The sequence below is a fragment of the Streptococcus sp. Marseille-P6264 genome (assembly GCF_902460355.1).
In the GTDB taxonomy this organism is placed as follows: Bacteria; Bacillota; Bacilli; order Lactobacillales; family Streptococcaceae; genus Streptococcus.
The window spans coordinates 39,980-56,751 of the sequence record NZ_CABPTO010000003.1 but is presented as its reverse complement, the minus strand read 5'-3'; the positions used below and the strand labels follow the sequence as shown (position 1 = coordinate 56,751).

The window sequence follows — 16,772 nt, the reverse complement described above, 5'->3', positions numbered from 1 at the left end:
CTCTTTCTACTCTCTATTTAAAACAACTTTTTACACTACTTTTCTTTCACTTCTATTTCCGAATGACGGTAGCCGTAGCCAAAGTAAATCAAAATTCCCAAAAGTAGAGCGATTCCAAAGGCCAACCAAGTGTCCAAAGTGTACTGAGTCATAAAGGAAAGGCAGATGACAATGGACAAAATCGGAGTTAGAGGCACCAGCGGAGTTTTAAACTCTCCTGCCTTGGGCTGTCCCTTTTCCTTCCGCAATTTCAAAATGGCAAAGGCCAGCATAATCAGATAAGTCAAGGTACAGATATTGAGGAAAGAGGCGATGCTAGCAAGAGGAAAGATACCCGCACAAATAGCTGAGGCAATCCCCACTAAGATGGTAGCATTTTGAGGCACACGGCTAGTAGCAGTTAATTCCTTGAAAGACCGCGGTAAAAGTCCGTCACGCGCTATACTGTAAATCATCCGAGACAAGGCATAGGTCATGGAGATGCAGACGGTAATCAGGGTCAAAATCGCTACGATAGAAACATAATTGGCAGCCCAATCTAGTCCAATACTGCGAAGTGAGAAAGCTACTGCATCTGGAACATTTAGCTTGGTATAGTGTACCAAGCCTGTCAAGACCAAGGTTACTAAGATATAGAGGATGGTCACAATCCCAAGGGAAAGGACAATGCCGCGTGGCACATTTTTTTGCGGTTCTTTGATCTCATCCACAGACATAGAAATCGACTCAAAGCCCAGAAAAGCAAAGAACATCAGAGAAGCTCCAGCCATAATCCCCGTCTGACCGCCATAGATCTGACCAAAACCGAAAGGTGCAAAGTTAGACCAATTCTCAGGTCGAAGATGGAAAAGCCCAACGAGAATAAAGAGAGCCAAGGCTGAGAATTTGAGGACAACCAAGGCTGAATTAAAGCGCAGGGCTGCTTTTGAGTTTAGAAGTACCACGCCTGTCACAAAGACCAAAACCAGAATAGGCAACAAATCTACATAAGTCCCCGCTTTTGGATTGAATGTGCCATTCAAGGCTGTCGGTAGCTGGATATGAAAGCCGCTCAAAAGCCCTTTCAAGTAAGAACCCCAGCCAGAAGCTACACCTGATATAGCTGTCATAAATTCCATGATGGTCAGCCAACCAGCCAGCCAAGCCGGAAATTCCCCTAAAACAGCGTAAATATAGCTGTAAGCTCCGCCATTAGCCGGAACTCGAGAGGCAAACTCCGCATAAAATAGGGCAGAGATGCTGACACACAGGGCAGAAATCACGATCGACACAATCAGAGCTGGACCAGCATAAGTCGCCGCCCCAATTCCTGTAACCGTGAAAATCCCTGTACCAACCATGGCACCGATCCCTAAAAGAATCAAATCCATCAGTTTCAGGTGCCGCCGCATTCCCGTCCTGTTTTTACTGGCATCTTTTTTTCGAAAAATATTCATAAAATCTCCCTCCAAAGCATAGATGGTTTATTATATCATAGATTATTGGATTTACCAAAATCTCTTTTAAAATGCCACTTTATCGTTTGGCAAAGAAATGCAAAATAAGAAGCTGGGAAATCCCAACTTCTTACATAGAAACAATTTTACGATAACTGCGGGAAGTAATCATGAAGACAATCACATAGCTGATAAAGAAGATTGCACAAACACCCAGTGTCACAGCCAGCATGAGAGCTGAGTTAAGAACACCAAGAGCAGACAAGATCAAGCTCAGCATATGATAGGCAAAGGTCAGATGGATAAAGGCAAAGGCCAGTGGTAGGAAGAAAACAATCAAGATCTGTTTCCGAATGGTTTGCCTGATTTGCTTCTCATCCAGACCGACCTTTTGTAGAATCACAAAGCGATCCCGATCTTCGTACCCTTCTGAAATCTGCTTGTAGTAGATGATGAGGATGGTTCCCAGCATAAAGACGATTGACAAGAAGATGCCGATGAAGAACATCCCACCTAGCATGCCTTTGATTTCTTGCTTATCAAAAGCTGTTACCGAACCATAGACTGCTTGATTTTCAGGCAAGGTCTGATTAAACTGATTCAATTTTTCTTGGTAAGCATCCCTCAGATTACGCTGTTCTTCCGTTGACAGCTTTGTATCAAGCCAGCCATAATAATTAAGGTTTACAGCATATTTATCTGTCATTGCAGAGAAGATTTGGTCAGGATTTTTAAGAACCATGTAGATTTTCTCTGGAACGATCATGTTCATCTGATCAGGTAAATGACCAAAGATAAAGTCTTCTTTGAGTTCCTCTTTGATTTTAAAGGTCTGACCAGCTAGCTGCAAGTCTTGCTTAGAATCTAACTTCACACCTTGCTGATAGAGAGCCACTTCATCATCCCCAAGATCAAGACTTTTCCCCGTCATACTCTGATAATCCGCTTCTGAAATAGCCAAAATATACGTTTTCGGTGTGACAAATTTTTGAGCGGCAGCATTGATATCGAGCTGGTTGTCAGCACGACTTGTCACTCCCATCGTATAGTATGGATAGACACCTTTCTTAGTGACTGGCAACTGCTGCTCATTCACAAACTCTGTCAGCGCTTGCTCCATCTGCTCACCCGTGACTCCTTTTCCTTGAATACTAAAATCATGAGGAAACATAGCTTTCTGCATGTAGTCACCACCGGCATAGATATTAGCTCCGCCAGATAAGGTTACCAAAACCATGGTTGATAGGATAGCAATTGTCGCCAGTCCCACCGCATTTTTCTTCATGCGGAAAATCAGGTTGGAAACGGAAATCATGTTATTGGGTTGGTAATAATAGGACTTCCTCTTTTTCAAAAATTGCAGAAAGACTGTAATTCCAGCATTAAAGAGCAGATAGGTGCCTAGAATCACAAAGAGCACTGCGACAAAGAATGTAAAGACTGCTGACAAGGGATTGGTCACTCCTAGTGCAAGGAAATAACCGTATGCCAAGGCTGCAAGCCCAAGTAGCGTTTGTAGGAATAAAAAGCGACTTTTCTTTTCTCCACTATTCTTCTCTTTGACCAATTGCAACGCATCAAGCTTTCTCAGGCGCAAACCATTGCTAATCATCAGGCAGAAAAAGACAAAGGCATAGAAAACAGCAACCGCGATAACGACAGCAGGCTGAAAAGTTGACACCAAGACGACCTTTATCGCCATGATTTTTAGCAAGAGGGCATAGATCAACTGGTCAAACAAGAGTCCGATCCCTAGTCCGAGGATAAGGGTTACCAGACCAAATACCAGTAATTCAATTACCACCATGACAAAGAGGTGGAATTTATTGAGCCCTAGCACACTGTAAAGGCCCAGTTCTTTGGAGCGATTCTTGAAAACAAAGCTATTAGCATAAAAGACGATAATGCTGGTCGTGATGCTGACAATAACCATCCCCAAAGATAGCACTATGGAAACAGCACTTGCCCCCGTCATCTTTACTAAATTAGGATTAAAAGTCAGGGAGAAAAAGATGTAGGAGATGGCGATGGATAGACAGGTCGCCAGAGCGAAAGGATAATAAAGCTTACGATTTTTGATTAAATTAGAAAGCGCAAGCTTACTAGTTAATCTAAGCATGAGCTTCCACCTCACTTGCCATAACTGTCAGAGTATCAGAAATCTCTTGGAACATCTGCCGCTCGGTCTTGTTGCCGCGAAAGATTTGGTTATAAAGAATCCCGTCCTTGATAAAGAGCACCCGCTTGGCCCGACTGGCTGCTGAAGTCGAGTGGGTCACCATGAGAATAGTCTGGCCGCGGTCATTGATATCGTCAAAGACATCCAAGAGAGCAGCTGAAGACTTGGAATCCAAAGCCCCTGTTGGTTCATCTGCCAGCAAAATCTCAGGCTCTGTGATGATGGCCCGAGCCACTGCCACCCGTTGCTTCTGACCACCAGAAATTTCATAAGGGAACTTCTCTTGGAGTTTGTTAATCCCCAGCTCATTGCAGGTCGTGACCAGCTTTTGCATCATCTCAGTAATGGGACGACGAGAGAGCACCAAAGGTAAAAGGATATTATCCTTGACCGACAAAGTATCCAGCAGGTTGAAATCCTGGAAGACAAAGCCTAATTTCTCCCGGCGGAAGCTGGAAGCCTGGCTGTTCTTGATGGTAGCCGTGTCAGTTCCGTTGAGAAAGACGCGTCCCTCAGTCGGCTTGTCCAACATAGCTAGGATATTAAGCAGGGTGGACTTTCCAGAGCCCGACTCTCCCATGATGGCGACATATTCTCCCTTTTCTACAGTAAAGTGAATGTCCTTCAGCGCCTCTACTTGGCTGCCCTGAAAGCGGGTTTTATAAATCTTTTTCACATGTTGTACGTCTAATAATGTCATACTTGATCCTCTTTTTTTATTTATGTGTAAAATGGTTATTTAGCTTATCTTTCAATACTTTATTAGCTAGCTCTGCTCTAAGATTAGCTGAGCTTCTGCCCCCTACCGAAAGCAAACTAAAAACGATACTATTATCATACCGAAAAGCCCGATAAGTTTCCATAAGCTAATCTTTCATTTTGGACGCTAATCTTACATTTTTGTCACTTAGCGATCTTCAAGTTATATAAAAATCTGATGTTCATTAGAGGGAGCTGGCTGTATGATTTGGCTTGCTTTGCAAGTGTGCCTATCTGAACTTTCAGTTCCATTTGGGCAAAAGGTGGTGAGGCTGGGACAAAAAGTCCTAACCTCTCAATTGTCTTTGGATTGTCGAGCAAGACGCAGTGGTTGAGTGGGCTCTACTAAGCTGATTTTATCAGCTTTTACAGCCCTACTCAACTGTGCAGAGGTGGGACGACGAAATCGAATTCTAACGAATTACCGATTTCTGTCCCACTCTCCAGCCCCTTCACTGCATCTACTTCTTAATGACTATATTGTAGCCAGAAATAATACTGGCTTGATGCACAGCCCAGTCTGGTTTTTTCGATTTCTTCTTTGGAAAGCTTCTGCGCCATTGGTGTTTTTTGTTTATGGTTGAAGAGATTTGTTCTCATAGTGGGCCTCCTTTTATTTGAATATTATTTTTGATTTTTTTCTTTACACCTATATGATATAAAATTCCCCGTCCCGCTACCATCGAATAACCTTTCATTTTAAGCTTTAAACTTACATTTTTGTCATCTTAAACAGAAAGTTCGCGATTGATAGTTCAGTTGCTCTATTTCTACAATTACCTATAAAAAAACGGCAAAAGAGGCTAGGACAAAAGTCCTAGCCTCTCAATTGTCTTTGGATTGTCGAGCAAGACGCAGTGGCTGAATGGGCTCTACTAGGCTGATTTCATCAGCTTTTACAGCCCTACTCAATTGTGCGGAGGTGGGACTACGAAATCGAATTCTAACGAATGACCGATTTCTGTCCCACTCTCCTCATTCGACAGCTTTCGTTGTCAAGATTCATCTTCTAGAGACTTAATCTTCTTTTTTCTTTAGTTTTGCTACAAGACTAGCTACTAAGCCTAACAATCCCATTCCTGCCAGTGCTGCTACCTGCGCAGAACGGTTTCCTGTATTTGGCAAACGATCACTGTCTGTTTGACTTGCTGTTCTAGCTTCCGATTTTGTTTCTTCAGCTTTTGCTGGTGCTTGAGCAGGTCTTTCTGCTGCTGGCTGAGTCGGACTTTGATCTTTCTCAACTTCTACAATCCGAGTTTCGCCCTTACCAGTCTCTTCTGGTTTTTGAGGAGTCACATGGTGAGTTTCAGGTGATGGCTGAGAATCTTCTTTCTTCGTTCCAACCAGTACGATTCGATCTGTCGGAGCTTGAAGAACTTCTCGTAGCTTCTCTTCTCGCTTGCCATCTGGATAAACCTCTGTGAGAACTCGTTCCTGACCATTTTAGCCTTCTTGAGCCACACGCTTTTCTCCTAGTTTGAGCGTCGGATCCTCTTTTTCAACTGTTTGGAAGTTGAGCTCTTGTTCGAAGACTTCTAGACTTGGAAGTTCCTCTTGGACAGCAGCTGTAGTTTTCCCAGTCACTGGTTTTTCATTGGTCAATTGGATGCGGTATTCCTTGACCTGCTTACCATTTTCTGAAACAAGGCGCACCAAGACTGGCAAATGGTCATCTCCACTATCCACAACCGTTGAAGCTACTTGGTCGCTTTCTGCTACTGTAATCTTCGGACGTTGACCTGTATAAGTCACTTGATAATTCTGACGCTCTTGAGAGAAGTCTGGCAGTTCTTTTCCATCTACTAGAATCTTAGAATTTGTACTTTCCTTAGCCAATTCACTTGGCGCCAAGAAGGTCATCTCCGTCAGAGCAACCCCATTCTTGTCATCTTTTCTTTCCATCCGCCATCTCATCGCTTTAGACCGAACAGCGTTAAAGCTTGCTGTGAGCTCCGTACCTGCCTGGATTTCCTGATTGATGTTATATGGGACAGCCTCCCAGTTGTCAGGGTTGTTAAACGGATGATTTGGTTCGTAGGCTTGATAGTTTGAGTAATAGACAGGAGCATCAAAATCTGGTCCAACATAGCGCTCTAAAACAAGTTTAGATGGTGCATCTGTTCCGCTATCGGCAAAGAAGCGCAGTTTGGCTTGTACGACCGTCCGTTCAACAATCCTACCTTGGTCCTTGAAGATGACACCTGCTGAGACTTCTGGATTTGCTGACGGAGTAGCGGACCAGTTGATCCAACGACGACTGTCATCATGATCCCCATCATTGATATAGTCCACACGGTCATGAGAATCTGGGTCAATATCATTGGTTGCTGAAGCAAAGGCTTGATTGCTATTTTCATCATAATATGGATTGTCTGACACAGACGCGCCCTGCTTGTCGGTCACTCGAACAGATAGCTCGACAGGTAGGCCACTACCTAGCAGGCGACCTCGAACAGTAAATTCGCCAGCTTTTGCCAGATTTTCAGCTGGAACTGGCTCCCATTCAACAGTCATGTCTTTGACTTCATAGTCTGATTTACCAGTGGAGTAAACAGGAACCTTGTTTGGCAAGTCTAGGCTTTGACCTAGGTGAAGCAAGCGAGACTGTTTCACTGCTGCTACCGGTTTGCGAGCCAGCAAGTCTTTATCATTTGTAAAGTGGAGACGGTATTCTCCGAGGATATCTCCATTCTCAGCCTTCACTACAACACGGACAGGATCTCCCTCATGGACACTTGGCACGACTGTTGCCAGACCATTATTGCTGACACTAGCAGTTACTGCTGGTACTTTTCCGTCGTTAGCTGGGAGATAATAGTCAGTCAAGCTTGGGTTAAAGTTTGGCAAGTCTTGACCAGCCACTTGTATACGAGTTTCTGCCTCTTTCGCTGCAGCCACTTGTTTCGAGAAGATTTGGACTTCTGTGATCGAGGTTCCCCACTTGTCATCCGCTCTCACCATACGAATCCGAAGGGCATAAGTATCAACTTTATCAAAGTTAAAGTGATTCATTTCCCCAGCTTTGAGCTGATCAGGAGCTTTAAGATTGGTCACCGGTTTCCAGTTTGCTTCATCGTTGAAGACATGCTCTTCGCTTTCGACAAAGCTAGGATTTTTAGGCGCAGTCGGCACGGTCTTGCCAGCATAATACTCGATCACGTAGGATTTCGGAGCACCAACGCCGTGATCTTCGTGGAAGGCTACGTTTAGATTGTCTACTGCCCGCTTGGTCATAATACCGGAATCTCCAAAGAGAACGCCCACTGAAGCCTCATCTTGACGGTTCCAGTTTGTCCAACGATTCGCTGGTTGGTCATTGTAAGAAATCACCTTATCATTGACATAAGATACTAGATCACTTGGATTAGAGTCCGAAGCAAAGGCCAGTGGCAACTCTGAACCTGTCCATTGGTCAGAAATATTGACTCCATTTTCAGTCTTAGCAGAGACACGGATATGGAGTTTGGTTGGCAACTGACTACCTTCTACCTGACCAGTGACCGTAAAGACGCCCTCTTTTTGATATTGACTTGGCGAGATAGCATCCCAAGTAACTTTTGCTGAGGAAACTTGACCATTTGAATGATAAGTTCGGACACTCTCTGGCAGGTGTGGTGCTTCCGCAAGCGGAGTTGTCACGCTGACTTCCTCTACTGCGATAATGCCTTCCACAGACACCTTAGCACGCGCTTCCTGCTCAATACCTTCAACTTTTCCGACTACTTCAAAAGTGTGATAGCGATCAAGGTTTTCTTTTTCGACAGCCTGCCAAGTAACCTTGTGAGCTTTAGGGAAGCCTTTATCGTACTCAACCGTCACAGTTGTTGGCAGTTTTGGTTCCTGATGCAAGTCTGTTACCACATGGACTGGGCGGACTGCTTGAACCACTTTCTTCTCCGTATTGGCTTGAATCGTTAACTCCACTTGCCCTTCAGCACCGTCATACTCTGCTTTCAAAATCACATTTCCTGGTTTGTGTAATTCTAAGCTTCCTTTACCAACGGCAACTTCTCCTTCACCTTTCGTAGAGAAGGCCACCTTATCTGCCTGTAAAACTGCCTGAGTGCCATCTTGATAGTGAGTCAAAACAGTTAATTGGACAGTCTGGTCTTCTTTGAGCTTATCAGCTTCTGCCACTTGGAGACTCAAATGATCAATTTTCGGTGCTTCTTCTAAGAATTGCACAGCATAAGTTTGCAGGGTTCCGCCATCTTTCGGCTGGACATAAATATTTGCGCGCATACCGTTTGAAGCACTAGCTTGAACCACTGTCACATCCGCATTTTCAGCTGTAGCTGCCACTGAAGGGAGCTGCTCTCCATAGGCAAGGCTCTGATAATGGACTGGTTTTTGACTAGTCAGGTCCGATACTGCCTCACCACCCACAGTCACTAGTGGCGTCACAGGTCCAGCTGCTTGCCCTTCTTCAACGAACAAGGTAGCAGAAATGGTATCACCTGCTAGATGACCTGTCATCGGAATACGAGAACCTACCACAGACAGTTTAGCTTGATCTTCTGGCGCGATTTCCCATTTATCTACATCATAATGTTCGACACTGCCGTCTGTTAGAGCAAGTGGGATCGACTTGTCTACACTGCTCAAGTCCGTTCCAGGAGCTACTCGTTTGATAACTGGCAATTCTCTTTCAACGGCTAAAACTTCCACACGTGCTTCTACTTGGCGGCCGTCTGCCTCTCCTTTAACGGTTACAATACCTGAATGGCTAACGTCTGCTTGTGACCAAGTCACAGGACGTTCTGTACGACTACCGTCACTGTACACAAAAGGAACTGTCGCTGGCAAGCTTGGAGCTTGTCCCAAAACTGTACGAACTTTTGGCACTTCTGTACCTAAAACAGTCTTTTCTTTCTGCTCTTCCTTACCAGTAAAGACCGTCACTTGATCTGATTTTAATAAACCAGAATGAGCCGTTAAGGTGAATTTACCGGCTTGGTCTGTTGATTTGACAATGGCAACTCCCTTACCGTTAAAGGCTTTGCGGATCCAAGAGCCGTCTGCTTGTTCCTTGTAACGTTCACGGCTGGCTTGCTCACCATTGTCCACACCGACAAGCTGGCCTTGTCCATGTAACTGGAAGCGAACGAGATTATTGGCAGTTGGCACGACATTGCCGTCACGGTCAACGATTTCATAGTAGATATAGGTCAAGTCTTTTCCGTCTGCTGCGATAGCATGCTCTTCCTTGACCAATCGTACCCCTGCAGGCTGACCTGCTGTGACAATCTTGTCGCGGGCAATCTCTTTACCTTGATCGTCACGAGCTACAGCTTCCAAAGTGCCTGGCTGATAAGCCACTTTCCACTCAAGGTAAAGTTCTTGAGGATTTGCCCCTTCTTGATAGCTGCGGCCGTCGCTGGTTTCTTTTTTATTAAATTTCTTGACGCCCAAAGATTGGTTGTTCAAGTACAATTCAACGCTAACAGCATTGGAGTATGCACGGACTGGTATTTTATTTTCAGCATCTGCAACATTGTCTGCCAAGTCTTGATCTTCCCAGTTCCAGTGAGGAAGCAGATGAACCATAGGTTTCTTCTTAGCTGAAACCCACTGACTTTGGTAAAGGTAATAGTCATTTTTCGGAATGCCCGCCGTGTCCACTATTCCAAAATAAGAGCTCTTCACAGGTGTGTTATTTTGGTTGTGCCAAGGAGTTGGTTCGCCAATATAGTCTGTACCTGTCCAGATAAATTGTCCTGCGTAGCCCGCATTGTCTCGGTCAAAAGTCCAAGAAGCAGTTGCCGTTTTTCCCCAACCGACACGGTCATTTCCATAGTCAGACTGCTCATAGTTACGCCAAGACTGATTGCTTCCAATCCATTCTTGCTCTGGATGGAAATAGCTGCCACGCGTACGAGTTGCCGAAGACGTTTCAGAACCATAAATCAACCAGTTTGGATGTTTGGCACGTAAGGCCTTGTAATTATCTTCTGAGTAGTTAAAGCCAACCGCATCCAGTTCATCTGCGATTTTTTCATGACCACCACTACCATCACCAAAGCGGAATTTGTCAGCTCCCATCGTGACATAGCGGGTCTTATCAACTGACTTGATGATCTTGACTAAGCGTTTAACCGTCGCTAACGAATGAGCATCGCCGTTTGCTTCACCGATTTCATTTCCGATCGACCACATAACGATGGCAGGGTTACTTTTGCCTCTTTCAACCATGGTCCGCAGGTCATAGTCAGACCATTTTTCACCCTTTTTAGCTTCTGGGTGAGTCGCATCTTTTTCAAAGAAACGACCGTAGTCATAAGGCTTCTTGCCTCCATACCAAGTATCAAAAGCCTCTTCTTGGACCATCAGCCCCAGCTCTGCCGCAATCTGCAAAGTCTGTTCGCTGGCAGGATTGTGGGTCGTACGAATGGAGTTGACCCCCATTTCCTTCATTTGCTTGAGGCGACGATACTCAGCCTTATAGTTTTCTTCTGCTCCTAGAGCCCCGTGATCATGGTGCAAGGATACTCCGTGGAACTTGACCTTCTGGCCATTGAGAGAGAAGCCTTCGTTTGGAGTCCAATTGTAATAACGATAGCCAAACAAGTCTTTCTTAGCATCAACTAGCTGCCCATCACGATACACCCGTGTTACCAATTCATACAAGGCAGGCTTGTCTTTAAACACAGTCCACAATTCCGGCTTTTCTACTTCTAAGCTTGCCTGGATAGTACTGCTTTCGTGGGCTTTTATTTTTTGGCTAGCAGTACGAATAAGGTCTGTGACTGCCTCACCACCACGTCTGACAATCTGATATTCCGCTGTGATTTCATGGTCTTTATCGTCTGTATTGACAATCTTACTCGTCACATGAGTTGCAACCTTACCGTCTTGCTGCTTCTCAAGTTCTGGCGTTAAGATAGTTGTACCATTTTTCTCAACATGAACCTTATCTGTCACTTGCAAACTCACATCACGGTAGATACCACTTCCTGAATACCAACGGCTACTTGGTTGCTTGTTGACAACATGCACAGCGATGACATTTTCCCGACCATCTTTGTGGAGGTATTTAGTAATATCGTATGAAAATTGGTTGTAGCCATTTGGATAATGCCCGACCAGCTGGCCATTGACAAAGACCTGCGAATCCATGTAGACACCATCAAATGTAAGACGAACATTTTTATCCAGATCTTTTTCGTCTAATTTCAGAGGATTACGATACCAAGCATCTCCACCATTGAGCTGGCCACCTTCGTTTTGTGCTGGTGATTCATGGTCAAAATCAAAGTGGATACTCCAGTCATGAGGCAAATCCAATTTTTTCCATGATGTGACATCCGTCTCAGCTTGGACAGCTTCCTTAGCATTAGCGTTTAATTTAAAGTGCCAATTCTGATTAAAATTCACTTTTCTATCTTCGATCATTTGGCTCACTTCTTCCTTCGTCGCAGATTTTATCTCAGGCTGAGCAGCTTTTTCTTGAGTAGCTTCTTGGCCATTCTCTTTTGATCCATTTTGAGATGCTGCTGAAATGTCCTCCGCCACTTTAGAAAGCTGAGGATTTTCTTCTTTTTTCTCCTCCTGAAAATGTTCAATAGTCTCAACTGCCTGACTTGTCACTGGTTCAGCAGTTACTTCTTCCTCAACGGGATTTTCCTCCACAGGCTTTTCTGCAGCAACTAGCACCGTTGTTTCCTCGGCATAAACTGGAGTCGCTCCCGCCACACTTGCTCCAAATAAGAGGAAGCAAATCCCAATAACTATCGAGCAAACACCAATAGAAAACTTTCTTATGCTATAAACTCTCTTTCGATTCCAATGATCCTTTCCCATAGGATCATCCTTCTTTTTTTAGTAATCGCTTCCATTTTTCGAGGAAACGCTTTACTTTTTATAATCGTTTCCCTCCTATTTTATAAAACAAGCTAGCTTATCTCAATAAGCCAAGAACCTTTTTTATATTTTTGAGCGTTTTTCCTAAAATTAGGAGAAAAACAAACTTTCTCGAACATTCCTATAAAAAGGATGAGTCATTATCACCCATCCTTTTCCCATATATTTATCATATAAATCATCCGCTCTTAGAGTTTAGCCAGGTATTCCTGTACAAGTTTGATGTCTTCTTCCTTGCCACCTCGGTCAATATCGCAGATATGCGGCAGTCCATATCTTTCGATAATCAAAGCTGTCGCCCCGCAGAAGGTCCGACCATGCTTCACCGAATCTCCATTATTAACAAAACCTTTAATCAGGCTTGAGTGTTTCTTGATGAAGTGTTTGCTTGACCAAGGAATTTTCCCAGCACCTGCGTTTCTCGTAATAAGAATACAGGGTTCTTCCAGCTTTTCCTTGATGCTTTGTGTCGAATAGCCCAGCGATTCTGCAAATCGCTTCCCAACTCCCGTTACTGAATCATAAACTATAATCATTTCCTCTCCCTACTTTCTCAAAAGAAGCACTGCCAGAAAAGCAGCAAAGCCTATAACAGCCACATCCGCTATCAGTTGTAAGAGAATTTCCAAATCAGGCATACTGTGAATATAGAGCAAGATACTGATCACCGTCAAGGCCAAGACCACCAACTTGATAGCCACCGCCACGCCTGACATCACAAACAATCCAACCAAGATACAAATAAGACCACCAATCAGAAAAGACTGAAAGCCCAAACTTAGACCAAAGCCAAATTCCACCCCACCATAACCAAGGGCCAAAAGACCAATCACAACTAGGCAAAACCCAAAAATAGCCCTTCCACTCAACAGATTTCCACCTTGTTTCATCATTATTTCCTCACTTTTTCGTTTGAATGAATAGATTTTTATATTCATTCACACCTTTTCAAAAATATTTTTTCCAATTCATTTCCACCTAAGACTCTATATCACACAAATCCACCTCCTTTATTGAATGAATATTTTTATAAATTCATTCACATTATCTTCTAAGAAAAGGAAATTTTTATTTATCAAAAATTCCCTTTAAAAAATATTTCACCAAGGTCTCGATACTCTCAAAATAGCCTGGAAAATCCTGCTCTGTCACATGCATGTCAATGTAGTAGAGCAAATCGTAAGCCTTCATGATTTGGGCGACTTCCTCTTGAGAAAAGCCCTTCTCCTGCAAGCGCTGGCTGAATGTCTGAATCAGAAACTGGTGAAAGACATTGGCCGCGCGGCCAGCATCTTGATTATAGTAGTCATGCAAGATCTGAGAAATACCCGGCTTGCTCCACTCCGCCAAAATTTTATTAGGCGAGATCAACTCAAAAGTGACTGCAAAAAGCTGTTCAACGACTGCCTCAGGTTCACCTTGCCAATCCACGCGCTGCATGGTTTCCTCACGTATGCGGTTATTCTCCGCCACATAGACCTCTAAAAAAATAGCTTCTTTGGAGTCATAATACTTATAAAAGGAGCCAACAGCCATGCCGGCACGCTTGGTAATATCTGAAATATTCGTCTTTTTATAGCCTTTCTCAGCAAACACCTGCCTAGCCTCAGCCAATAATTCAGCTTTTTTGTCCATGACCTTCTCCTTTTGTGAATGAATTAGATTTTTTATTCATTCATATTATAACACTTTAAAAATCTTTGTCAAGAAGGGTCGAAATAGTATTTTGAACGGAAGACGACAATTTGAGATAACAGCACCTTTGTTAAATAAAAAAACAAACAAGTTCTCGTTAAACTTGCTTGCGTCTTGGATACATTAGTGTTTTCTACGATTTTTCAAGGCCTCATTGATTCTCTTGGTTTTAATCATAGAATCAATAGAGATAAGAAACCAAACCAAGAGGTAAATCAAAACAAAGTTTAGCCAGAAGAACCAGCCGAAAAGCATATTTCCCCAGCCATTGCAGATCACGGCCAGACAAACGATGGTCGCTGTCACTACAAAGTGGCAGAAAAGTAGGAAAGGAAATGGAAAGCGATCTGTCACATCAAAGATATAGCTTGCAACTCCAATCAAGGCGCTGACAAGGAGAACATTGAGAATAGAACGTGGAGTCAAGAGACTTGTTTTTCCTGAAATAAGGCTTACCAGCAGAAAGACCAAGCTACCTGTTCTCAGACCATCCTGCATGCCGATCAGAATTTTTTTAAAGGTCATGATTTTCCTCCTAAATTCCCAAATAGTCCATAAGTAGCTTGACATAGCGGCGACTGACATCGGTTTTGAGCTGATTGGTTAGCTTGGCAGTCATATTGCCCGAAAAGCTATCCGACAAGGATTCCAGATGATCGATGTTAATGACTGCATGCCGCGACACCTGAATGAAATTGCGACTATTGAGACGATTTTGAAAACGAGTCAGGGTTTCTGTCGTTGTGTAAACGCCCTCGGTACTGTAAATCATCAGGGTTGTCTGATTAATATCGGCCAGGATAATATCCTCTGTCTTGAGCATGACCAGCTTATCATCCGACTTAATAGGCAGGACACCACTTGGACCAGCCTTGAAGTTTTCCAGATAGTCTAGGACGGTCTTTGCCTCACCAGCCAGCTGATCCGCTCTCACGACCACCAGCGGGTCTTGGGAGGAAATCTGAGCATCTTCTTCAAATCTTGTCTGCAAACCTAAGCCTCCTACTTTCTTTACTTGAAGCTCATCCGTCGATTCAGCAGCCAATTTTGACCTAGCCAGAACAGGGCTGCTGCCGTGAGCACTACCCCAACTATATAGTATGTTTCTTGGCTTGTCAAGAGTTTTTGCCATTCAATACGGATACCTAGGAGCTTCTCAAATTCTTGCTGGAGCTGATCCTGGTCCGCAAAAACTTCAGTCAGAGAATCCTTCATCAGGACTTGTCTGAAAAGGGAAGCCATGTAGGTTGAGGGAGTCAGTTTCATGAGATTTTGAGCCAGGCTGGGCAGAGTCCCAATCGGAATATAAGTTCCTACTAGAAAACCAGAGGCCGCACCGATTACCGTTGCGTATTGCCCCAAGGAATTCACCGATTTGAAATAAGGAACAACTAGCGCATTGAGGAGACTAGCCAGCAAGCTATTGAGTAACATAAGGCAGAGCAGCTGGGGAAGCAGCGACCAGTCAAAGGAAATCTTATCCGCTAGAATAAAGTAGGTCAGCATGACAGCAAACATGAAAACTTGCATGACAAAGCCAATCACAAAGGCACTGATTAAGTAGCTAAACCGCAAGCCCCATTGCCCCAAATCTGTGATAAAGAGGTCAGCGGTTACCTTTCTTTCCCGGTCTTCAGTTTGTTGTGAAAAAGCTGATAGGGTGGTTGTCAAGGCGGTGACTGCCAGCGTTCCGCTAATCAACCAGAAATCGAGCAACTCCGTCGCATGGCTACTGTCTGACCAAGATCCTTTCATGTTGTTCTTTAGAAAAACCAGATATAAAACAAAGGGAATAATGGCTCCAAAGAGAGATAGAATCACCCCACTATGATTGCGAAAATAGAGTAAAAAATTTCGTTTGATCAACATTAACATTTAACGTACCTCTCTTCCTGTCAGAGCCATAAAGGCATCATCCATCGTCCCTGCTTGAAATTCAAATTGTTCAATATAAGGGCCAAGCTGGCTCAGTAAAGTCAAGGCTTCCTTCGTCGTCTCAGGATAAAAGAAAAACTCATTTTCCTTGCCTTGCTCCCATTCACAGCTAGTCGGCAAAGTAGCCTTCAAGTCCTCTGAATCTGAGGTCAAAAGCCGCAAAACATTGCGGGCATAGCGCTCCTTGATCTGGTCAGCAGAGCCTTGCGCAATGACTTGACCATGGTCTACGATATAAATCTTATCTGCATCGTCGGCTTCATTGAGATAGTGGGTGGTCAGGACTACGGTCATGTTTTCCGTCTGCTGCAAGTCTTTGAGCAGCTTCCAGATGCTTTCTCTGGTCTGGATATCCAAGCCTGTCGTTGGCTCATCCAGAAAAAGTAGGTCAGGGCTATTGAGCAGGGCTCGCGCAATGTCCACCCGTCGCTTTTGTCCGCCAGAAAGTGTACCATAGCGCTGTTTGGCAAAGTTAGTCAGATCCAGTTGCTCGATCAACTGCTCAAGCTTGCCTGCTTCCACCTGCTTGTACTGCTTGGCACGGATTTGCAGATTTTCAACTACTGTCAAATTGGCATCCAGTACACTGTTTTGGAAAACCACACCCAGCTTGGCTTGTTCTGCATAAATGATTTGTCCTGATGTTGGCTGTAAAAGTCCAATCAACATCTGAATCGTTGTCGACTTGCCAGCTCCATTAGGACCCAGAATTGCTGTAAAACTACCTGCCTCAATTTCTAAATTCAAGCCGTTAACCGCTACCTTATCGCCATAAACTTTGGTTAGATTTTTCGTTTCTACTAACATGATATTTTCTCCTGTCCTTAACTTCTGAAACTATGATAGCAAGTCTTTTTTGAAAAATCTCAGCTTTTTGGATAAGCGGTAAAATGAGGGAGATGAGAGGT

General features: G+C 43.9%; 11 protein-coding genes and 1 pseudogene. All 12 read right to left on the bottom strand.

Features of this window, described 5'->3' with window-relative positions; translation table 11 throughout:
- Positions 1–35: 35 nt before the first annotated feature.
- Positions 36–1,436 (bottom strand): amino acid permease, encoded by a 1,401-nt coding sequence (locus FZ941_RS05160; protein ID WP_148887091.1) that lies wholly within the window; start codon positions 1,434–1,436, stop codon positions 36–38.
- Positions 1,437–1,566: 130 nt separating this feature from the next.
- Entirely contained in the window at positions 1,567–3,555 is a 1,989-nt protein-coding gene (locus tag FZ941_RS05155; RefSeq protein ID WP_148887090.1) for an FtsX-like permease family protein, read from the bottom strand.
- Entirely contained in the window at positions 3,548–4,315 is a 768-nt protein-coding gene (locus FZ941_RS05150; RefSeq protein WP_005590953.1) for an ABC transporter ATP-binding protein, read from the bottom strand. The genes FZ941_RS05155 and FZ941_RS05150 overlap by 8 nt, the downstream gene beginning before the upstream one ends.
- 527 nt (positions 4,316–4,842) lie before the next feature.
- On the bottom strand, positions 4,843–4,974 hold the full coding sequence (locus FZ941_RS10745) for a hypothetical protein (RefSeq protein WP_262366273.1): 132 nt from the start codon (positions 4,972–4,974) through the stop codon (positions 4,843–4,845).
- Positions 4,975–5,391: 417 nt separating this feature from the next.
- Positions 5,392–12,174, bottom strand: a pseudogene (bgaA, locus tag FZ941_RS05135) (LPXTG-anchored adhesin/beta-galactosidase BgaA).
- Between the two features lie 248 nt (positions 12,175–12,422).
- Positions 12,423–12,770 carry a class Ib ribonucleoside-diphosphate reductase assembly flavoprotein NrdI gene (locus FZ941_RS05130; RefSeq protein WP_148887089.1) on the bottom strand — a complete coding sequence of 116 codons (348 nt, stop codon included), beginning with the start codon at positions 12,768–12,770 and terminating at the stop codon, positions 12,423–12,425.
- Between the two features lie 9 nt (positions 12,771–12,779).
- The gene (locus tag FZ941_RS05125; RefSeq protein ID WP_187418381.1) at positions 12,780–13,127 is read right to left on the bottom strand and encodes a hypothetical protein; all 348 of its coding nucleotides are present in this window, start codon (positions 13,125–13,127) and stop codon (positions 12,780–12,782) included.
- 175 nt (positions 13,128–13,302) lie between these two features.
- Positions 13,303–13,869, bottom strand: a complete 567-nt coding sequence (locus tag FZ941_RS05120; RefSeq protein WP_148887088.1) for a TetR/AcrR family transcriptional regulator — start codon at positions 13,867–13,869, stop codon at positions 13,303–13,305.
- Positions 13,870–14,052: 183 nt separating this feature from the next.
- Positions 14,053–14,454 (bottom strand): DUF3021 domain-containing protein, encoded by a 402-nt coding sequence (locus FZ941_RS05115; protein WP_148887087.1) that lies wholly within the window; start codon positions 14,452–14,454, stop codon positions 14,053–14,055.
- A gap of 10 nt (positions 14,455–14,464) precedes the next feature.
- Entirely contained in the window at positions 14,465–14,920 is a 456-nt protein-coding gene (locus tag FZ941_RS05110) for a LytTR family DNA-binding domain-containing protein (protein ID WP_148887086.1), read from the bottom strand.
- Between the two features lie 20 nt (positions 14,921–14,940).
- Positions 14,941–15,804 (bottom strand): ABC transporter permease, encoded by an 864-nt coding sequence (locus FZ941_RS05105; protein ID WP_148887085.1) that lies wholly within the window; start codon positions 15,802–15,804, stop codon positions 14,941–14,943.
- Positions 15,805–16,671, bottom strand: a complete 867-nt coding sequence (locus tag FZ941_RS05100) for an ABC transporter ATP-binding protein (RefSeq protein WP_148887084.1) — start codon at positions 16,669–16,671, stop codon at positions 15,805–15,807.
- Positions 16,672–16,772 lie beyond the last annotated feature (101 nt).